This window comes from Actinoplanes sp. NPDC048988 (assembly GCF_043197815.1).
Classification (GTDB): Bacteria; Actinomycetota; Actinomycetes; order Mycobacteriales; family Micromonosporaceae; genus Actinoplanes.
The window spans coordinates 459,728-477,681 of sequence record NZ_JBICTW010000003.1 but is presented as its reverse complement, the minus strand read 5'-3'; the positions used below and the strand labels follow the sequence as shown (position 1 = coordinate 477,681).

The 17,954-nt window shown below is 71.1% G+C and carries 19 protein-coding genes; 15 read left to right on the top strand and 4 right to left on the bottom strand.

The features are described from left to right. The first annotated feature begins 3 nt into the window (after positions 1-3). From ACGFJ7_RS13075 to ACGFJ7_RS13025, 11 genes are all read left to right on the top strand, one after another. Positions 4-456, top strand: a complete 453-nt coding sequence (locus ACGFJ7_RS13075) for a hypothetical protein (protein ID WP_392642283.1) — start codon at positions 4-6, stop codon at positions 454-456. Between the two features lie 8 nt (positions 457-464). Beyond that, positions 465-1,004, top strand: a complete 540-nt coding sequence (locus ACGFJ7_RS13070) for an HdeD family acid-resistance protein (protein ID WP_392642282.1) — start codon at positions 465-467, stop codon at positions 1,002-1,004. Further along, on the top strand, positions 1,001-1,528 hold the full coding sequence (locus tag ACGFJ7_RS13065) for a hypothetical protein (RefSeq protein WP_392642281.1): 528 nt from the start codon (positions 1,001-1,003) through the stop codon (positions 1,526-1,528). Before ACGFJ7_RS13070 ends, ACGFJ7_RS13065 begins: the two co-directional genes overlap by 4 nt. Before the next feature lie 17 nt (positions 1,529-1,545). Beyond that, positions 1,546-2,556, top strand: coding sequence for a DUF4331 family protein (locus ACGFJ7_RS13060; RefSeq protein ID WP_392642280.1), 1,011 nt, complete (start codon positions 1,546-1,548; stop codon positions 2,554-2,556). A gap of 7 nt (positions 2,557-2,563) precedes the next feature. After that, a complete protein-coding gene (locus ACGFJ7_RS13055; RefSeq protein ID WP_392642279.1) occupies positions 2,564-3,862 on the top strand; it encodes a Dyp-type peroxidase in 1,299 nt (432 codons plus the stop codon). Then, entirely contained in the window at positions 3,859-4,713 is an 855-nt protein-coding gene (locus ACGFJ7_RS13050) for an enoyl-CoA hydratase-related protein (RefSeq protein ID WP_360248465.1), read from the top strand. Before ACGFJ7_RS13055 ends, ACGFJ7_RS13050 begins: the two co-directional genes overlap by 4 nt. 19 nt (positions 4,714-4,732) lie before the next feature. Beyond that, complete coding sequence (locus tag ACGFJ7_RS13045) at positions 4,733-5,791, top strand: sulfite oxidase (protein ID WP_360248467.1); 1,059 nt, start codon at positions 4,733-4,735, stop codon at positions 5,789-5,791. 34 nt (positions 5,792-5,825) lie between these two features. Then, positions 5,826-6,308: a DUF6896 domain-containing protein gene (locus ACGFJ7_RS13040; RefSeq protein WP_360248469.1), complete on the top strand. Its 483-nt coding sequence runs from the start codon at positions 5,826-5,828 to the stop codon at positions 6,306-6,308. Next, positions 6,274-7,329 carry a hypothetical protein gene (locus ACGFJ7_RS13035; RefSeq protein WP_360248471.1) on the top strand — a complete coding sequence of 352 codons (1,056 nt, stop codon included), beginning with the start codon at positions 6,274-6,276 and terminating at the stop codon, positions 7,327-7,329. The genes ACGFJ7_RS13040 and ACGFJ7_RS13035 overlap by 35 nt, the downstream gene beginning before the upstream one ends. A gap of 151 nt (positions 7,330-7,480) precedes the next feature. Further along, entirely contained in the window at positions 7,481-7,609 is a 129-nt protein-coding gene (locus ACGFJ7_RS13030) for a hypothetical protein (protein WP_360248473.1), read from the top strand. Continuing rightward, positions 7,606-8,064, top strand: a complete 459-nt coding sequence (locus ACGFJ7_RS13025; RefSeq protein WP_360248475.1) for a DUF1877 family protein — start codon at positions 7,606-7,608, stop codon at positions 8,062-8,064. Before ACGFJ7_RS13030 ends, ACGFJ7_RS13025 begins: the two co-directional genes overlap by 4 nt. A gap of 96 nt (positions 8,065-8,160) precedes the next feature. On the opposite strand, the gene ACGFJ7_RS13020 is transcribed toward ACGFJ7_RS13025, so the two are convergent. From ACGFJ7_RS13020 to ACGFJ7_RS13010, 3 genes are read right to left on the bottom strand one after another with little or no spacing between them, the layout of a single operon-like run. Further along, positions 8,161-9,369: a hypothetical protein gene (locus ACGFJ7_RS13020; protein ID WP_360248477.1), complete on the bottom strand. Its 1,209-nt coding sequence runs from the start codon at positions 9,367-9,369 to the stop codon at positions 8,161-8,163. Next, positions 9,369-10,472 (bottom strand): aminopeptidase P family protein, encoded by a 1,104-nt coding sequence (locus ACGFJ7_RS13015; RefSeq protein ID WP_360248479.1) that lies wholly within the window; start codon positions 10,470-10,472, stop codon positions 9,369-9,371. The genes ACGFJ7_RS13020 and ACGFJ7_RS13015 overlap by 1 nt, the downstream gene beginning before the upstream one ends. Beyond that, positions 10,469-11,956, bottom strand: a complete 1,488-nt coding sequence (locus tag ACGFJ7_RS13010; RefSeq protein ID WP_392642278.1) for an MFS transporter — start codon at positions 11,954-11,956, stop codon at positions 10,469-10,471. The genes ACGFJ7_RS13015 and ACGFJ7_RS13010 overlap by 4 nt, the downstream gene beginning before the upstream one ends. 87 nt (positions 11,957-12,043) lie before the next feature. Here ACGFJ7_RS13010 and ACGFJ7_RS13005 point away from each other — a divergent pair, with 87 nt between their 5' ends. From ACGFJ7_RS13005 to ACGFJ7_RS12990, 4 genes are read left to right on the top strand one after another with little or no spacing between them, the layout of a single operon-like run. Further along, positions 12,044-13,204 (top strand): threonine/serine exporter family protein, encoded by a 1,161-nt coding sequence (locus tag ACGFJ7_RS13005; protein WP_360248483.1) that lies wholly within the window; start codon positions 12,044-12,046, stop codon positions 13,202-13,204. Between the two features lie 35 nt (positions 13,205-13,239). Continuing rightward, entirely contained in the window at positions 13,240-14,682 is a 1,443-nt protein-coding gene (locus ACGFJ7_RS13000) for an APC family permease (RefSeq protein WP_360248485.1), read from the top strand. After that, complete coding sequence (locus ACGFJ7_RS12995) at positions 14,679-15,116, top strand: hypothetical protein (protein ID WP_360248487.1); 438 nt, start codon at positions 14,679-14,681, stop codon at positions 15,114-15,116. Before ACGFJ7_RS13000 ends, ACGFJ7_RS12995 begins: the two co-directional genes overlap by 4 nt. Further along, a complete protein-coding gene (locus tag ACGFJ7_RS12990; RefSeq protein WP_360249983.1) occupies positions 15,116-16,447 on the top strand; it encodes a dipeptidase in 1,332 nt (443 codons plus the stop codon). The genes ACGFJ7_RS12995 and ACGFJ7_RS12990 overlap by 1 nt, the downstream gene beginning before the upstream one ends. A gap of 40 nt (positions 16,448-16,487) precedes the next feature. Here the strand turns inward: ACGFJ7_RS12990 and lpdA are convergent, their stop codons facing one another. Beyond that, complete coding sequence (lpdA, locus tag ACGFJ7_RS12985; protein ID WP_392642277.1) at positions 16,488-17,870, bottom strand: dihydrolipoyl dehydrogenase; 1,383 nt, start codon at positions 17,868-17,870, stop codon at positions 16,488-16,490. Positions 17,871-17,954: the final 84 nt, after the last annotated feature.

The window sequence follows — 17,954 nt, the reverse complement described above, 5'->3', positions numbered from 1 at the left end:
GACATGTCCGAGACACAGGCAAGGTCAGACTACACCGGGGACGAGGCGTACGCCGCGCCGCGCCGCCGCACCGCGGAACCGACCGCGTGGGTCGGTGTGGTCATCTTCGCCGCCGTGATGCTGCTGCTGATGGGCGGCTTCCAGATCATGGAGGGCATCGTCGCCATCTTCCGCGACGACTACTACCTGACGACCAGCCGCGGGCTCGTGCTCACCCTCGACTACACGGCCTGGGGCTGGACCCACCTGATCATCGGCCTGATCGCGGTCGGCACCGGCATCGGCATCTTCGCCGGCCAGACCTGGGCCCGCGTGGTCGGCATCATCATCGCCAGCGTGAGCGCCCTGGCCAACGCGGCGTTCCTGCCGGCCTACCCGATCTGGTGCGCGATCCTCATCGCGATCGACGTCCTGATCATCTACGCGCTCGCGGTGCACGGCCGCGAGGTCAAGTGAGCGTTGCCGTGTCACGCTCGCTCAACTGGCTGAGGCTGGCCGGCGGGGTCCTCGCCATCGTGGTCGGTGTCGTCGCGTACGCCTGGCCGGAGGCCACCCTGAAGGTCGTGGCCGTCCTGTTCGGCCTCAACCTGCTGATCGCGGGCGTCGTGCGCACGGTGGCGCTGCTGATGAGCCCCGGGTACCCGGTCCTGAACCGGGTGCTCGGGATCATCCTCGGTGTGCTGACCGCCCTGCTCGGCATCCTGTGCATGCGCAACGTCGTCGCCTCGCTGGGCATCCTGCTGCTGATCGTCGCCCTGGGCTGGATGCTCGACGGCCTGGCCGAGATCTTCTCCACGGTCGGCAACGGCGAGTCCGGCGGCAGCTGGCGCATCGGCCTGGGCCTGGTCGCCGTCCTGGCCGGCGTCGCCCTGCTGGTGTGGCCCGGCATCGGCCTCAAGGCCTTCCTCTTCTTCGGCGCCACGGTCCTGGTCTTCGTCGGTATCTGCCTGGTCTTCGTCTCCATCGCCCGCCTGCGTGCCCGGCCGGAAGGCGCCTACTCGTGACCACCTCCCGTCCCGGCCTGAGTATCGGCCCGACCAGCGAGTTCACTCACTTCTTCCACGTGCGCCCGGGTCACGGCCCGGCCCTGCGCGAGGCGCTGCGCGAGCTTCAGGCGGCGCCCGGCTACCGCGACGGCGACTACGACCTGCCGATCGCGACCATCCACGAGGCGCGGTTCGTGCCGTTCGACGACGACACGAGGCTGCTGTTCGCGACGAGCTTCGACGGGTCGTGGGACGCCTACATGGACGACTTCGCGGCCAAACCGCTGAAGCTGTTCGACGCGATCTTCCGGCACGTGGAGGGCTACGACGGGCTGCCGGACCTCGAGGCGGTCAAGAAGTTCATCCTCAGCGCGCAGCTGACCGCCGGCGGTTACTCGCGCAACTACGGCGGCACGGTCAAGGAGATCCGCAAGGCCGAGCGGGTGAACCGCGCTTTCCAGGCGGTGCTCGACGACCCGGCGGCGGCCGAGGCGCTTCAGGCGCCGGCCCTGGCCCCGCTGCTCGCCGAAGCCGCCGACTGAGGCCGGGGAGCCCGCCCATGTCCGACCACATCTCGGGTCCCCGCGCGCTCGCCGAGCCGATCGCCGACATCACCGACGTGTACGCCTTCCCCAGCCCCGAGGCGCCGGGCCACCTCGTGCTGGTGATGAACACCCTGCCGTTCGCGCCCTTCGACGCCCGGCACTCGGACGGCCTGATCTACCGGTTCCGGCTCAAGCCGCTGCCCGACGGCGTACCACTGGTCATCGATGCTGTCTTCTCCGCTTCGGGCGAGATCGAATGCCAGGGACCGGTTCCCGTGGTACGGGCGTTCGGCGGGCCGCGCTGGGACCCGTTCATCCTCGACGCGCCGGCCGCCCTGCGGACGGTGGCGGCCGGGAAGCTGGCCTTCACCGACCCGTCGGCCATCTATCTGGACGGCAAGAACGTCCTGAGCCTCGTCCTCGAGATCGACTGCACCGGCCACACCCTGCTCGGGGTGGTGGCCGAGACGCTGACCCGGGGCCGGCTGAACGTGCGCATCGAGCGCACGGGCCGGCCCGAGGTGAAGAACCTGCTGCTCGGCCCGAAGCAGTTCGACCAGGTCAATCGCGACCTGGAGATCCGCGACCTCTACAACATGGAGGACGCGTTCCACCTGGCCGACGGCTACCTCGGCGCCTACCGGGCCCGGCTCGACGCCAACCTGGCCTTCTGGGACGGGCTCGACGGCCGGACCGACTGGCCGGCCGGACCGGACGGGCGCCACCCGCTGACGGACTTCTTCCTGGCCGACCATCTCGTCGTCGACGTCACCAAGCCGTACCAGGAAAGCGGCTCCTTCCTCGAGATCGAGCGGGCCCGGCTGGCCGGCACCGCCCATCGCACCTGCGGCGGGCGTGCCCTCAACGACGACGCCATGGACACCTTCTTCACCTTCCTCGTCAACGGCGGCCGCGGCCCGGTGATCCGCGACAGCGTCGACCGGTCGAGCCGGCCCGCCACCAGCACGTTCCCGTACCTGGCCGAGCCGAACCCGGACCCGCCCAAGCCACCCGCACACCTCTAGGACCGCGATGGACCTCGACCTTGACGACATCCAGGCCGGCGCGCTCCACGAGCGGCCCTCACCGTACGTCGGCACGTACCTCCTGCTGCGGGTGAACGACCCGCGCGACGGGCGCCGGCTCGTCCGGCGGCTCGTCCCGCTGCTGTCGCCGGCCCGCGCCGGCGACGCGTGGCTGACCGTCGCCTTCACCTACCACGGGCTCGAGGCGCTCGGCGTGCCGCCGGAGTCGCTGGCCAGCTTCGCCCCCGAGTTCCGGCAGGGCATGGCCGCCCGCGCCGGCATCCTCGGCGACGTCGGCGGAAGCGGCCCGGAGAACTGGGAACCGCCGCTCGGCGGCCCGGACGTGCACATCGCGCTGGCCACCCTGGCCCCCGACCAGGCGAGCCTGGACGAGGCGGTGGCGAAAGCCCGCGCGGTCCGCGACGACTTCCCCGGCGTCGAGGTGATCTGGCAGCAGGACTGCTATCAACTGCCGACCGGGCGTACGTCGTTCGGCTTCCGGGACGGCATCGGGCAACCGGCCGTCGAGGGCGTGGGGGAACACCCGGGCGAGATCCCGATCAAGGCGGGCGAGTTCATCCTCGGCTACCCGGACGAGACCGGCGGGCAGGCGCCGGTGCCCATCCCCGAGGTGCTGGGCCGCAACGGCACGTACGTGGTCTTCCGCAAACTGCACACACGCGTCGCCGCCTACCGCCGCTACCTGCGCGACCGCGCGGCCGACCGGCGGGAGGAGGCGCTGCTCGGCGCCAAGATGGTCGGCCGCTGGCCCAGCGGGGCGCCGCTGTCGCTCGCGCCCGAGGCCGACGATCCCTCACTCGGCGCCGATCCGAAGCGCAACAACGATTTCCGGTACGGCGACGACCTCCGCGGCCTCAAGTGCCCGGCCGGGGCACACGCCCGGCGGGCCAACCCCCGCGACGCCCTCGACGTCGAGGGCACGGTCGACGTACGCCTGCACCGGATGATCCGCCGGGGCACCAGCTACGGGCCTCCGCTGCCCGACGGCGTGCTCGAGGACGACGGCGCCGACCGGGGCATCATCTTCGTCTTCGCCGGCGCCCACCCCCACCGCCAGTTCGAGTTCGTCAAGACGCAGTGGCTCAACGACGGGATCTTCATCGGCGCGCCGCGGGAGAGCGACCCCCTCGTCGGCCGGGGCGGCGACTTCACCGTCCCCCGCCGGCCGATCCGCCGGCGGCTGCGTGACGTACCACCCTTCGTCGTCACCCGCGGCGGCGAGTACTGCTTCGCGCCCAGCCTCAGCGCCCTGAAGTGGGTCGCCGACCTTGGAGAGATGCCATGACCACCACCGACCGCTGGAAGTCCCTCGACTTCGGGCCGCCCGCACCGGACGACGGCGATCCGGCCGAATCCGTCCGGCTCGACTACGTCTCCGGCGGCGCGATCGCGGTCATCACCCTGAACCGGCCCGGCGCCGACAACGCGATCAGCACCGAGATGGGCGCCCGGCTCACCGAGGTCCTGGAGACCATCGCCGTCGAGCCGCCGGTCCGCGTCGCGATCCTCACCGGCGCCGGCACCCGGGCCTTCTCGGTCGGCAGCGACCTGCGTCAGCGCCGGAGCATGACCAAGCAGCAGTGGCTGCGCCAGCGCCAGGACTTCGACCGCACCCTTTACACGCTCCGGCAACTCCGCAAACCGATCTTCGCGGCGGTCAACGGCATCGCCTACGGTGGCGGCTCCGAGATCGCCCAGAGCACCGACTTCATCATCGCCGCCGGCAACGCCACCTTCGGCCAGCCCGAGGCGATGATCGGCCTGTCGGCCGGCGGCGGCTCACCCGCCCTGCTGCCCCGGCTGCTGCCGCCCGGCCGGGCCCTGCAGATGCTGATGACCGGCGAGCCGATCACCGCCGACGAGGCGTACCGGCTGGGCCTGGTCACCGAGGTCCACCCGCCGGGCGACCTGATGCCGGCCGCGATGCGCATCGCCGAACGGATCGCGAGCAACTCGCCGACAGCGGTCCAGGCGGTCAAGCGGGCGGTACGGATGGGCGAGGGCCAGCCGATCGAACAGGCCATCGCGATCATGATGGAGGCCCACTGGCGCTCGGCCGTGCACCCCGACCGGGCCGAGGGCATCGGCGCGTTCAACGACAACCGTGATCCGCACTTCCAGGACGCCGACTACTGACCCGTCAGGAGCGCCGCCGATGACCACCACCTCCACCTCCTCCCTCGTCATGATCAAAGACGCGCCGTTCAACGCCGAAGCTCCCCATTCCGGCTTGATCGGTCCCACGACACCGACGGAGCTCCACTACGTACGCAGCAATTTCGCCCTTCCCGACCACGACGGCACCCTGACCGTGGGCGGGGCGGTCGACCGGTCCCTGACCCTGACCGTGGACGACCTGCGGGCCCTGCCGCCGGTGACGCGGGCGGTCACGCTGGAATGCGCCGGAAACGGCCGGCTCGACATGCGGCCGCTGCCGACGGGGGAGCCGTGGGGCGGATACGCGGTGTCCACGGCCGTCTGGACGGGCGCCCGCCTGGCCGACGTGCTGGCCCAGGCCGGCCCGCGCGCGGAGGGCGTCGAGCTGCGCTGCGAGGGAGCCGACCGCGGCAAGTACCACCTGGCGTCGGTGCTGGAGCCGGCCGACGCCGAGCTGACCTTCGTACGATCGCTGGCGCTGTCGCACGCGAGCGACCCGGCGGCCGACATCCTGATCGCGTACGAGATGAACGGGGAACCCCTCAGACCGCACCACGGCGCCCCGTTCCGCCTGGTCGTGCCGCACTGGTACGCGGTGGCCTCGGTGAAGTGGCTGCACCGCCTGGACGTGATCACCGAGCCGTTCGCCGGCGAGTTCCAGACCGGCCACTACGTCTACCAGTGGCCCGACCGCCCGGCCGAGCCGGTGACGCTCATGCGCGTCCGGGCCCGGATCACCGACCCCCAGCCCGGCGCGACCCTCCCGGCCGGGGTGCACATGATCCACGGCAAGGCGTGGTCCGGCGCCGGCCCGATCACCGAGGTCGGCCTGAGCTTCACCGGCGAGAGCGAATGGCTGCCGGCCACTGTGGAGCTCGCCCGCGGCCCCTACCAGTGGCAGGACTGGAGCTTCCGCTGGGAGGCCACCCCGGGCCGGCACAGCCTGCGCGCCCGCGCCCGCGACGCCGCCGGCAACGTCCAGCCCGAGGTCTCACCGTGGAACCGCCTCGGCTACGGCAACAACGCGGTCGAGCTCTCCTACGTCGAGGTCCGCTGACCCTCCACCGGTCCTGATCGTCGATGATGGCCGTGTGCGTGATGAGGTGGCGGACGTTCGGCGTTTCGTGGCGGCCCTGGGCGACATCAGGGCCCGCCTGTTCCGCGACCTGGCGCCGGTCGCGGACGTGGCGGGGCTGCTCGCCGCCGTCCGGGCCACCCGCGAGTTGCCGCGGAGCGGATCGACGATCAGCGGCCTCGAGTACCGGGTCCACGGGGCCGGTTGCCGCATGACCGCTTCCGACGGCCGGCAGGTCGACGTGGACCTGGTCCGCGACCCGGTGACCGGCGAGTGGGCGGAGGTGTTCGACGGCTGGCGCGTTCACTGGTTCCTCGGCGAAGCCGTCAGCGGAGCCCAGCGGGCCGCGCGGCTCACCGCGGCGTGCGGGGAACTGGCCCGGCGAGGGGAGCTGCGCGAGGTCGTACCCGAGCGCTGGTTCGCACTGCTAGAGTGCCGGACGGTCGACGGGGACGGGGGTTCGGGTGACGGTTTTCGGCTGCCGGGTCTGTGGAAGTGAGCTGACGGTTCCGGTGTCGAAGGTGGCTCTTCCGGTGCACGCGCACCAGAAATACGGGAACGGGCCGGGTTCGCTCGAGGCGGTGCTGGAACCCGGGACGTACGCGGTGGATCCGCTGCCGTTCGGTGAGCCCTGGCGGCGCTGGGAGGAGCTGGGGAGCGGCGAGGCGGAGGCGCTCGGCTGGTACGCCCCGACGTTCGGGGTTTCCAGCGGGCCGTCCGGCCGGGTGCTGCTCGCGCCGGGGGACGCCCGCCACGCGGTCATCGATCCGGCGCTGGTGGGCGACACCGCGTGCTGCGGGCTGGACGGCCGGGAACCCAACATGGTCTGCGTCTCCTGCCGGACGCCGGTGGCCACCCGGATCGACGACTGCGGGCTGCGGCACGCGGTGTGGCTGCACCCGCCGGCGACCCACGTCATCCAGGAGGGGCCCGGGCCGCATCCGGCGCTCGACTGGGAAGAACTGTTCGACCGGCGGCCCGGCGTTCCCGCGCTGGAACCGGAAGGTCACTGGAACCCGATGTGGGAGGCGGCCGTCGCCTCGGCGCTGGCCCATCTGCTGGCCGCCACGGGCGGCGACCCGATCCGGATCCCCGATCATCGGGTGGCCGGGATCTTCCAGCCCGTACTCGACCGTCTCCTCGGCCCCGCTGTCTCGGAGCCGGAGCTCACCCTCGTCCTGGCCGGACCCGGCCTGCCCGCCGCCGGCGGCGACGTCGCGCTCGTCCCGGACCATCCGCAGACCGGCGAGTACTGGCCGGTGGCCCCACCCGTGACGCCCGTGCCGCTGGCCTGGGACGCCTGGCGGTACCTGGCCTTCCACCGCGATCCGAAGCCGGTCGGGCGCTCCGTCCCGGTCCCGCCGGAGGCGCCGCCGCCCCGGCTTCCCGATCATCACCTCCGGCCGGACGGGCGGGTCTTCCTCCGCGTGCTGGCCCGGCTGCCCCAGGTCAGGCAGCCCCGGCTCCGTGCCATCTATGAACGGGGCAGTTTCTTCGGCTACAGCTACTACTCCTTCTAGGGTGCGGCGATGGATGAGGCATGGGCCGAGCGGTGGCGCGATGACACTCGTACGGCGATAGCGGCGTTTCTCGGCACCTTCGAGGCCCGGTTCGGATTTCCGCCGGGGGAGCACGAGGTCAGCGGCCCCCTCCGCCGCGGAGTTGGCCAGATTGTCCGGTGACCTGCTGACCTTCCACCGGGCCGTGGCGGACGCCGATGGCGCCACCGAGGTGGCCGCGAATCTGCGGGACTTCCTGACGTCCCCGCGGCGGGAGCTCACCGGAGACGAGTTCACATGAGTGTGCTGGGGGAGTTCCGCCGGATGTCGCCGGCGCTTCTGGAGGAGATCAGGGCGGACCCGGCGAACGCCTGGAACCGGGTCGGCGCGCTCGACGACATGCTGGACCTCGATCGGGCCTGGGAAAGGCTGGCCGACCTCATGGACCGGTCGGGCTTTCCGCTCAACCCGATCACCGGCGGAGTGCCCTTTCCCGACGAGCGCCATGACTTCGGGTCGTCCCTGACCGCGAAGCAGGTCAAGGCGGCGGCGGAACACTTGTCGGTGACACCGTTCGGGGCCTTGGAGGTCCATCTGCGGCCACTGCTCGAGACCGAGGAGCCGCACGGCGGCCACGTCGACGAGAGAAGAGCGCGGGCCATCCGCGACAGGCTCGCGCTGGCGTACTTCCTGTTGGTGGGGTTCTACCGGACAGCCGCGGCCGAGGGGCAGGCCACAGTCTTCTGGGCCGCCTGACGCCACTCTCTCCGATGTCGGCCAGGCTCGGCGGCGCCGCCGCCGTGTATTGCCGCGACGGCGGGCGCCGTTCAGAACGCCGGGCCTGGCGCCGGCTCAGGTCGGAGACGGCTCGGGGCCGGGGCGACCGGTCGAGGGCGGGCCGTCCCAGGGGCCGGGTTCCCGTCCTTGACCCGGTTGCGGCGGTGTGCCGGGACCAGGGTCGGAGCCGGCGCCAGTACCGGAGCCAGGACCAGGAGCGGGACCAGGACCAGGAGCGGGACCAGGACCAGGGCCAGGAGCGGAACCGGGGCCAGGAGCGGGGCCGGGGCCGTAGCCGGGCGGGGTGGGGCCTGGGCCATAGCCGGGTTGAGGGGTGGTGGGTGGGGTTGCGTTCGGGTCGGGGGGCGGGGGTGGGGCCAGTTCCGCGTTCAAGGCGTCCAGGACCGTGTAGACCTGCGGGCGCAGCAGGCGCCAATCTCGCGCGGCGGCCTGGGCGTCGCTCTCGTCGTCGATGGTGGCTATCAGGTCGCGGAGCAGGACGGCGATCTGGTTCGCCGTGGCCTGGCGGGTGGGGTCGGTGGTGCGCGAGGACAGCGACTCCCAGCGGGTGATCAGGGCGATCAGGTCGTCCCGGACCGGCGGCCAGGCCAGGCGGCGGTCGGCGAAGGTGGCCGTCTCCAGGACCCGGGGGATGCCGCGGTCCAGCAGGGCGCGGGTTTCGGCGGTCAGGCCGTCCAGTTCGGTGTCCCAGGAGTCCTTCTTGCGGGTACGGGCGATCAGCACCGCCGCGATCACCCCGCCCACGGCCAGGAAGAGCAGGAACCAGGCGAGCAGGCTGCCGGAGTCGCTGTCGTCCGAGGCCGGCACCGCGGCGGCGGCCGAGGATGACTTGGCGGTGGCCGCCGGAGGCTGCTCGGCGGCGGCGGTCGTGGTGCGCGTCGGCTCGGGCTCGGCGGTCTGCGGCGGCTCGGTGGTTCGCGGCGGTTCGGCCGTCTGCGCAGGCTTGGTGGTCCGCGGCGGCTCCGTGGTCCGCGGTGGTTCGGTGGTCCGCGGTGGTTCGGTGGTGCGGGCGGGCTCGGTGGTACGGGTCGGTTCCGGGTCCTGCGTGCGAGTGGCCTCGGCCCGGGTCCGGGTCGGCTCGGCCTCCTCGGTGGAGTCGCCAGTGGGCTCGCCGGTCGACTGGGGGCGGTCGAGGGTGACGGACGGCCGGGTGGAGGGCAGCGAGACCCCACCATCCCCGTCGCCGCCGCAGGCCGTCAGGGGCATGAGGGCGGCGGCGGTGATCATCCCGCCCAGGAGGGTGCGCGTCAGAGCTCTCATCATCAGGCCACGATGTGCAGGTCGTGGCTGGTGTTGTTCAGCCGGCGGCCCGCGTTCTCGGTGACCGTGACGATGTCCTCGATGCGGACGCCGAAGCGGTCCGGCAGGTAGACGCCCGGTTCGATGGAGAAGCACATGCCGGGCACCATCGGCCGGGTCTCGCCCTCCACCATGTACGGCGGCTCGTGCGTGGTCAGGCCGATGCCGTGACCCACCCGGTGGATGAAGTTCTCGCCGTAGCCCGCGTCCGTGATGACCCGGCGGGCCACCCGGTCGATCTCCTGGCACGGCACCCCGGGCTGGACCGCCTCGAACGCCGCCTGCTGCGCGGCCCGGACGATGTCGAACACGTCCCGTTCGAGCGGGGTCGGCGGCCCCACGTGGACCGTGCGGGTCGTGTCCGAGCCGTAGCCGTCCTTCAGGCCGCCGAAGTCGAGCACCACCATGTCGCCCTCGGCGATGACCCGGTCGCCCATCTCGTGGTGCGGGTTGGCGCCGTTCGGCCCCGACCCCACCACCGTGAAGTCGACCTGCGAGTGGCCGTTCTCGCGCAGAAAACCGGCCAGGTCGCGGCCGACCTGCGTTTCCGTACGGCCGGCGAAGCGTACTTGTTTGATCTGCTCGTACGCGGCGTCCGCGGCCGCCCCCGCCGCCTCGAGCAGGGCCAACTCGTCCGGGCCTTTCACCGCCCGCAGCATCGGCAGCGACGCCGTCATCGACGTGTAGCGCGACTGCGGCAGCGCCGCCTGCAGGCCGAGCAGGTGCATGGCCCAGGCGTTGTCCGAGATGGCGTAGCGGCCGGCCGGGTCGAGCAGGCGCGAGACCGGCTCGTACGGATCGGTGCCGTCGGCCCAGTCCGTCGTCTCCACCACCGAATAGCCGGGCGCCGCGGCCGCGTCGGGGCGTTCCAGGGTCGGCACGATCAGGTGCGGGTCGTGGTCGCCGTCGAGGATCAGCAGGGTGAGCCGCTCGGTGATCGCTGTCGGCTTGTATCCGGTGAAGTAGGCCAGGTCGGGGCCGGGCGTGACCAGCAGCCCGGTCAGGCCGGCCGAGGCCGCCTGCTCCATCGCGCGCTCCATGCGGCGGGCGAAGTCTTTCGCAGTCATGCCGATGCACCTTCCGGAAGGGGCTTGGTCGGGATGGTGTGGCTCGAGGCGGCGGCGGCCGCGGCCAGGTGGACGGCCTGTACGGGTTCGGCGCGGTGCCGGCGCAGCAGGACGACGAGGGCGACGCCGGCCAGCGACATGATGGCCAGGAACACCGACGCGGCGCTGAGCCCGGCGGCCAGCGCGTCCGCGGCCGGTTCGCCCTGATGGTTCGCGGTGGCGGCGGCGGAGACGGTGGCGGCGGCCGCCACGGCCAGCGATCCGCCCACGTACCGGGCCATGTTGGAGATGCCGGAGGCCTGGCCGACCTGGCTGGCGTCGACCGACGAGGTGGACGCGGACGAGGCGGGGCCGTTGGCGAAGCCGAGGCCGACGGCCAGGACGATCAACGGAACGACGAACGCCGCGTATGCCCAATCGGCCGTGACGAAGATCAGCGCCCCGGCGCCGATCGTGGCCAGCAGGAAGCCGCCGGCGACCGCGACCCGCCCGCCCAGCTTGACCGCGAGCGGGGTGATCAGCGGGGTCACGGCGATCATGGCGGCCGCCGCGGGCAGGGTCGCGAGGCCGGCCTCGAGCGCGGTCATGCCGAACCCGGCCGGATCCTGGAAGTACAGGGACAGCAGGTACATCAGCGCGTTGATGACGCCGGCGACGAGCAGGATGGCGATGGTCGAGCCGACCAGCACCGGGTTGCGCAGCAGCTTCAGGTCGACCAGGGGCGCCGCCGCGCGTTTCTCCACGGCCACGAAGCCGGCGCCGCCGAGGACGGCGATGACCAGGCAGGAGATGGTCGGTACGGACAGCCAGCCCCAGCTGCCGCTCTCGCTGAGCGCCAGCACCAGCGGCACCAGCAGCACGGCCACGAGCAGGGTGCCGAGGATGTCGATCGACTTGCTGCGATGCTCGTCGCGCGATTCCCGTACGGCCGCGAGGGTGAGCGGGACGCACGCGGCGGCGATCGCGGCGTCGATCCAGAACAGGCCCTGCCATCCGGTCGATCCGACCAGGACACCGCCGATGAGCGGGCCGATCGCGGCCCCGATGGCGGACGCCGCGCCCCACATGGTGATGGCCTTCATCTGGGCCGCCCCGGACGAGGCGACCGACAGCAGGCTCATCCCGCAGGCGAGGATGGTCGATCCGGCCGCGCCCTGGATCATCCGGCCCGCGATGACGCCGGCGGCGTTCTGCGACAGCGCGATCAGCGCGCAGGAGGCGACGAACAGGACGAGGCCGCCGAGGAAGATCCTGCGGCGGCCGAAGACGTCGCCGAGCGCGCCCGAGGTGACGATGACCGCCGCCCCGACCAGCATGTAGCCGGTCACCGCCCATTGCAGCAGGTCCACCGAGGCGCCGACGTCCTGGCTGATCGCCGGGAGGAGAATCGTGACCGCGGACGTGTTGGCGTTCACCACCAGCGCGGAGACGCACGCGGCGAGGAGCACGCCGGTGCCCGCGGCCCGGTTCGTTGTCACCGTCATGCGATCAGGGTCGCTGCCGCCTCCGTACGCCGGGATCCTTCGTTCCGGATGAATCCGGTTCGCACCGGGCACGGTTAGCTTCGGCCGATGGAGATCCTCGGACCGCTCGTGGAATGGCTCCTGCGCGGCAGCTTCGAGGGCACAGAACGCAACGAGCGCATCGTGTACGACGTCGCGAAGCGCTACGGCTACGCCGCCGAGGTCACATTCCTGGCCGATTCGGCGCTGCTCACAGTCGACGGCCGGGCCTACTCGTACAGCCGGGAACCTGGTGTCCCGCCGCTGAACCAGGTCACCGCTTTCAAGAGGCTGCTGCACGGCCTGCCCGATTTGTCGGAGGTGGAGGCGGCGGCCCGATTCAAGAAGATCACCGCCATGCCACCCCGCTGGAACAAGGCCTGGCAGGTGGTGGGGCTCGTGCTGTTCAGCGTCGGCTTCGGCATCTCGGTGCAGGCCACCTGGCAACAGGTCGGCGTCTCGGCGCTCACCGGCCTTCTGGTCGGCGGGCTCGTCGTCTCGGGCCGCATGCGCCTGGCCCAGCCGTTCGTCGCATCCGTGCTGGTCACGGCCGTGGTTCTTCTGCTGTACGACCACGGGGTGCTCGACGGGGGACCGATCCAGCTCATCGTCCCAGCGCTGTTCTACTTCATCCCCGGCGACGCGATCAGCGCTGGCGCCCTCGAACTGGCCATGAACCGGATGACCGCCGGCGCCGCCCGCCTCATCTACAGCACCGTCGTCCTGCTCGTGCTGGCGTTCGGCGCGCTGGTCGCGACCGTGCTGCTCCAGATGCCGCCGAGTGTGCTGTTCGACGTGACAGTGCCCGGCAATCTCGGCCCGTTCGAGGTGTGGGGCGGCTGGGTGCTGTTCGCGCTCGGGGTGATGTTCGTCTTCCAGATGGCCCCGCGCGACTTCCCGTGGGCGCTCGGCCTCATCCTTCTCACCGCCGCGGCGGCCGAGCTGGCGACCCGGGTCCTGGGCGATCCGTTCGGGACCTTCTTCGGCGCCGTGGTGATGACTGTCGTCGCCTTGCGGCTCGGCCGGCGTCCGGGCGTGCCCCCGGCGTACGTCCTCTATCTCGGCGCCTTCTATGTCCTGACCCCGGGATCGCATGGCCTGCGCGGGCTGGAGAGCTGGGTCGGCGGCAATCCGATCCAGGGCGTGGGTGGCGTCGCCGACATGGTCGGGCTGCTGATCGCCATCGCCGTCGGGATGCTGGTCGGGGCGACACTCACCCGGAAAGGGTGAGGTGCGTCGCATCCAGGGCCACCGATGATCCGAGGATGAGCGCGACGGATGTGCCCGCCAACACGGGCGACAGGGCCGCGAAAACCCAGCAGGCGGTCAGATACATCTCCTGGGTCGCACTTGCCCTGATGACGACGAGTTCGGTGGCCAGCCTGAGGCCGGCCCCGACCATGGCGGTCTACGGACTGGCCAGCATCTTCCTCTATCTGCTTCCGGCCATCGTGTTCCTGCTGCCGACCGCGCTGGTCTCGGCGGAGCTCGCCTCCGGCTGGAACGGCGGGGTCTACAAGTGGGTGAGCGAGGGCATCTCGAAGCCGATGGGCTTCCTGGCGGTGTGGTGCCAGTTCGCGATGACCATCTTCTACTATCCGAGCCTGCTGGGCTTCGTCGCCAGCACCCTGGCCTACGTCATCAACCCGGATCTGGCCTCCAGCGGCGTCTGGACCGCGATCGTCATCATGGTCTGCTACTGGACCGGCGTCTGGGTCTCGTCGCGCGGCACCAGCGGCGTGGCCGGCCTGGCCAGCGCCGGTCTGGTCATCGGCACGCTGATCCCGGGCACCCTGCTGGTGATCCTGGGCATCGCGTTCCTGGGACAGGGCAACGAGTCGGCCGCCCCGATGACCGCCGACAACCTGCTCCCGGCGTGGGCCGGCCTGTCCAGCCTCGTGCTCATCGTCAACAACTTCCTGTCCTACTCGGGCATGGAGATGAACGCGGTGCACGTGTCCTCGCTGCGCAAGCCCGGCCGCGAGTTCCCCCGGGCGATGTTCCTGGCCATGGGTCTCGTGCTGCTCATCTTCATCCTGCCCGCGCTGGCCATCAGCTGGATCGTTCCGGCCGACCAGCTGTCGCTCACGGCCGGTGTCATGCAGGCCTTCGACGCCGTGTTCGCCGCGTTCGACTCGCAGTGGCTCACCCCGATCCTGGGCGTCATGCTGGTGGCCGCGTCGCTCGGCGGCATGCTCACCTGGCTGGCCGGCCCGTCCCGGGGCCTGCTGCTGATCTCGCGCCAGGAGGGCTACCTTCCGCCGTTCCTGCAGAAGCTCAACAAGCACGGCGTGCAGCAGAACATCCTGGTCACCCAGGGCCTGGTCACCACGGTCATCGCCCTGGCCTACGCGCTGATCCCGGACGTCTCCAGCGTGTACTGGATCTTCTCGGTGATCACCACCCAGGTCTACCTGATCATGTACCTGCTGATGTTCGTGGCCGCGGTGCGGCTGCGCCGCAACAACCCCGACCACCCGCGCGGCTACCGGGCTCCCATGCTGACCGGCCTGTGCGGCGTCGGCTTCGCCGCCTCGCTGGCGGCGCTGCTCATCGGATTCGTGCCGTCATCCCAGTTCGGTGACGGCAACGTCGCCGCCTACCTGGCGATCGTGGCCGGCGGCGCGCTCGGGCTGGGTCTGCTCGTGCCGTATCTGTTCTACCGCTCGCGCAAGCCGTCCTGGAAGACCGAGGAGGCCCCCGCATGAACGTCTCGGTCCAGCACAAGAGCAACACCGTCACGTACATCGTGCTCGGCATCGTCTTCCTCGTGCTGTTCGGCACGGCGCTGTTCGCCTTCAGCAGCGCCCACGAGTCGCGGCAGGCGCAGGAGAAGGCGCAGGAGCTCCAGTCACAGCTGTCGGCCGCCGGCATGCGGGTTCCCCCGACCGATCAGATCGTCCGGGTCCTGGGCGACGACGGCGGCGCGGTCTGCGACAACCCGGGCAACGCGCTGCGGCGGGCCACCCTCTACGGCCTGCTCACCAACGGGGCCGCCGGGCCCGGGCAGCGGCCGGTGATCGCGGACAACAAAGCCGTACAGGGCCAGTTGATGATCATCAAGGTCTACTGCCCGCAGTACGTGGAGGACTTCCAGAAGGTCATCGACGACCTCAAGCTCGACGACGTGGCGGCGGCGTGATGCGTGCACAGATCGACGAACTGATGGGCCGGGCCCGTACGGACCTCGCCGAGCTGGTGTCCATCCGCTCGGTCGCCGACCCGCGGCAGTATCCGGCGTCGGAGTGCGCGCGGGCGGCCCAGTGGGTGGTGGACAACTTCGCCGAGGTCGGCTTCACCGACCTGGCGCTGAAGGAGACATCGGACGGGAGCCGCGCTGTTTACGGCGTACGGGCGTCAAGCGTCCCGGACGCGCCGACGGTGCTGCTGTACGCGCACTACGACGTGCAGCCCCCGCTCGACGAGGACGCCTGGCGGACGCCGCCGTTCGAGCTGACCGAGTCGGGCGGGCGCTGGTACGGCCGGGGCGCGGCCGACTGCAAGGGCAACATCGTCATGCACCTGACGGCGTTGCGCGCCCTGGGCCCCGACCTTCCGGTGAACCTGAAGCTCATCGTGGAAGGCTCCGAGGAGCAGGGCACGGGCGGCCTCGAGGACTTCGTCGCTCGCCACCCCCCGTTGCTGTCGGCCGACGCGATCCTGGTCTGCGACACCGGAAACGCGGCCGTAGGCGTGCCCGCCGCTACCGTTACGTTGCGGGGTCTGGTCAATGTAGTCGTCACCGTGAACACGCTCTCCGGCGAGCTCCACTCCGGAATGTTCGGAGGCGCGGCGCCGGATGCCCTGGCGGGACTGATCCAGATATTATCGTCTTTGCGCGACAAATCGGGCAACACGACGATCGCGGGACTCGACCATACTCAGACCTGGACGGGCGCGCCGTACCCGACCGACCAGTTCCGCTCCGACTCCGGCCTGCTCCCCGGCGTGGGCCTGCTCGGCGACGGCACGGTGTCGGACATGATCTGGGCCCGCCCCGCGGTCACGGTCCTCGGCATCGACGCTCCGCCGGTGGTCGGCTCGGCCGCGGCGATCCAGCCGCACGCCCGGGCCCGGCTCAACCTGCGCGTCCCGCCCGGCACCGACGCGGTGAAGGCCCAGGACGCCCTGATCGCCCAGCTGCACGCCGCCGCCCCGTGGGGCGTGCGGGTCACCGTGGAGAAGGAGGCCATCGGCCAGCCCTTCGAGGCCCGGACCGGCGGCCCGGCCTACCAGGCCCTGTCGGCGGCCATGAAGGAGGCCTTCGGCCGCGACATGACCACCCTGGGGCAGGGCGGCTCCATCCCGCTGTGCAACGTCTTCGCCGACACCTATCCCGACGCCGAGATCATCCTGATGGGCGTGGAGGAGCCCCAGGCCCTGATCCACGCCCCCAACGAGAGCGTCGACCCGGCCGAGATCGCCGCCCTGGCCCACGCCGAGGCGCTGTTCCTCCAGTCGTACCGGAAGTAGGCGCGAGCCCGGCCTCCCACGTGGGAGGCCGGGCTCGTCATCAGAGGTTGATCATGTGGCCGGCGATGCCCTCGATGGCCTCCTTGACCGCCTCGGACAGGGTCGGGTGGGCGAAGACGTTGCGGGCCACCTCGTCGGCTGTCAGGTCCCACATCTGGGCCAGGGTGAGGGCCGGCAGCAGCTCGGTGACCTCGGGGCCGATCAGGTGGGCGCCGATGAGCTCGTTGTGCTCGGCGTCGGCGACGATCTTGACGAAGCCGGCCGTCTCGGCCATGCCGCGGGCCTTGCCGTTGGCCGAGAACGGGAACTGGGCGACCTTGACGTCGTACCCCTTGGCCCGGGCCTGCTCCTCGGAGTAGCCGAACGAGGCGATCTGCGGCTGGCAGAACGTGGCCCGCGGGATCATGTCGAAGTCGATCTCCTGGGTCTCGGCGCCGGCGATCGTCTCGGCCGCCACCACACCCATCGCCTCGGCGGTGTGCGCCAGCATCAGCTTCGCGGTCACATCGCCGATGGCGTACACGCCCTCGACGTTCGTCCGGCCCCGGGCGTCGACCTCGATGGCGCCGCGGTCGGTCAGCTTCACCCCGGCCGCGTCCAGCCCGTAGCCCTCGGTGCGCGGGGCGAAACCGAACGCGGCCAGCATCCGGTCGGCCTCGAGCACCTTCGCCTCGCCGCCGCCGGCCGGGCTCACCGTGACCCGTACGCCCGTGCCGGTGTCCTCGACCTGCTCCACCTTGGTGCTCAGCAGGACCTTGACGCCCAGCTTGCGGTAGTGCTTGAGCAGTTCCTTGGACACGTCGGCGTCCTCGGTGGGCACCATCCGGTCGAGGAACTCGACGATCGTCACGTCCACGCCGAAGTTGGCCATCACATAGGCGAACTCGACGCCGATCGCGCCCGAACCACCGATGATGATCGAGCCGGGCAGCTTCTCGTCGAGGATCTGCTCCTCGTACGTCACCACGTTCTGGCTGGTCGCCATGCCCGGCAGCATCCGCACGGTGGCGCCGGTGGCGATGATCAGGTTGTCGAACGTGTGCTGCTCGCCGTCCACGTCGATCGACTTCGGCCCGGTCAGCGTGCCCCAGCCGTTGATCTCGGTGATCGCGTTCTTCTTCATCAGGAAGAGGACGCCCTTGGCGCTGGCCTCGGCCACCTTGCGGCTGCGCTGATGGGTCGGCGGGAAGGACATGGTGGCGTCCCCCTCGATCCCGAACGTCTTCTTCTCGTGCGTGATGATGTGCGCGATCTCGGCGTTGCGCAGCAGCGCCTTGGACGGGATGCAGCCCACGTTCAGGCAGACCCCACCCCAGTATTTGTGCTCGACCACGGCCACGGTCTTGCCGAGCTGCGCCGCGCGGATGGCTGCGACATATCCCCCGGGCCCGGCACCGAGGACAAGAACATCAAAATGACTCACCCACCAAGCCTATCGACGCCGCCCGCCCCGCCCGCTCCGACAGCGCCGATCAACCCGCCGGTCGCTGTGTTGACCACGTGGCGG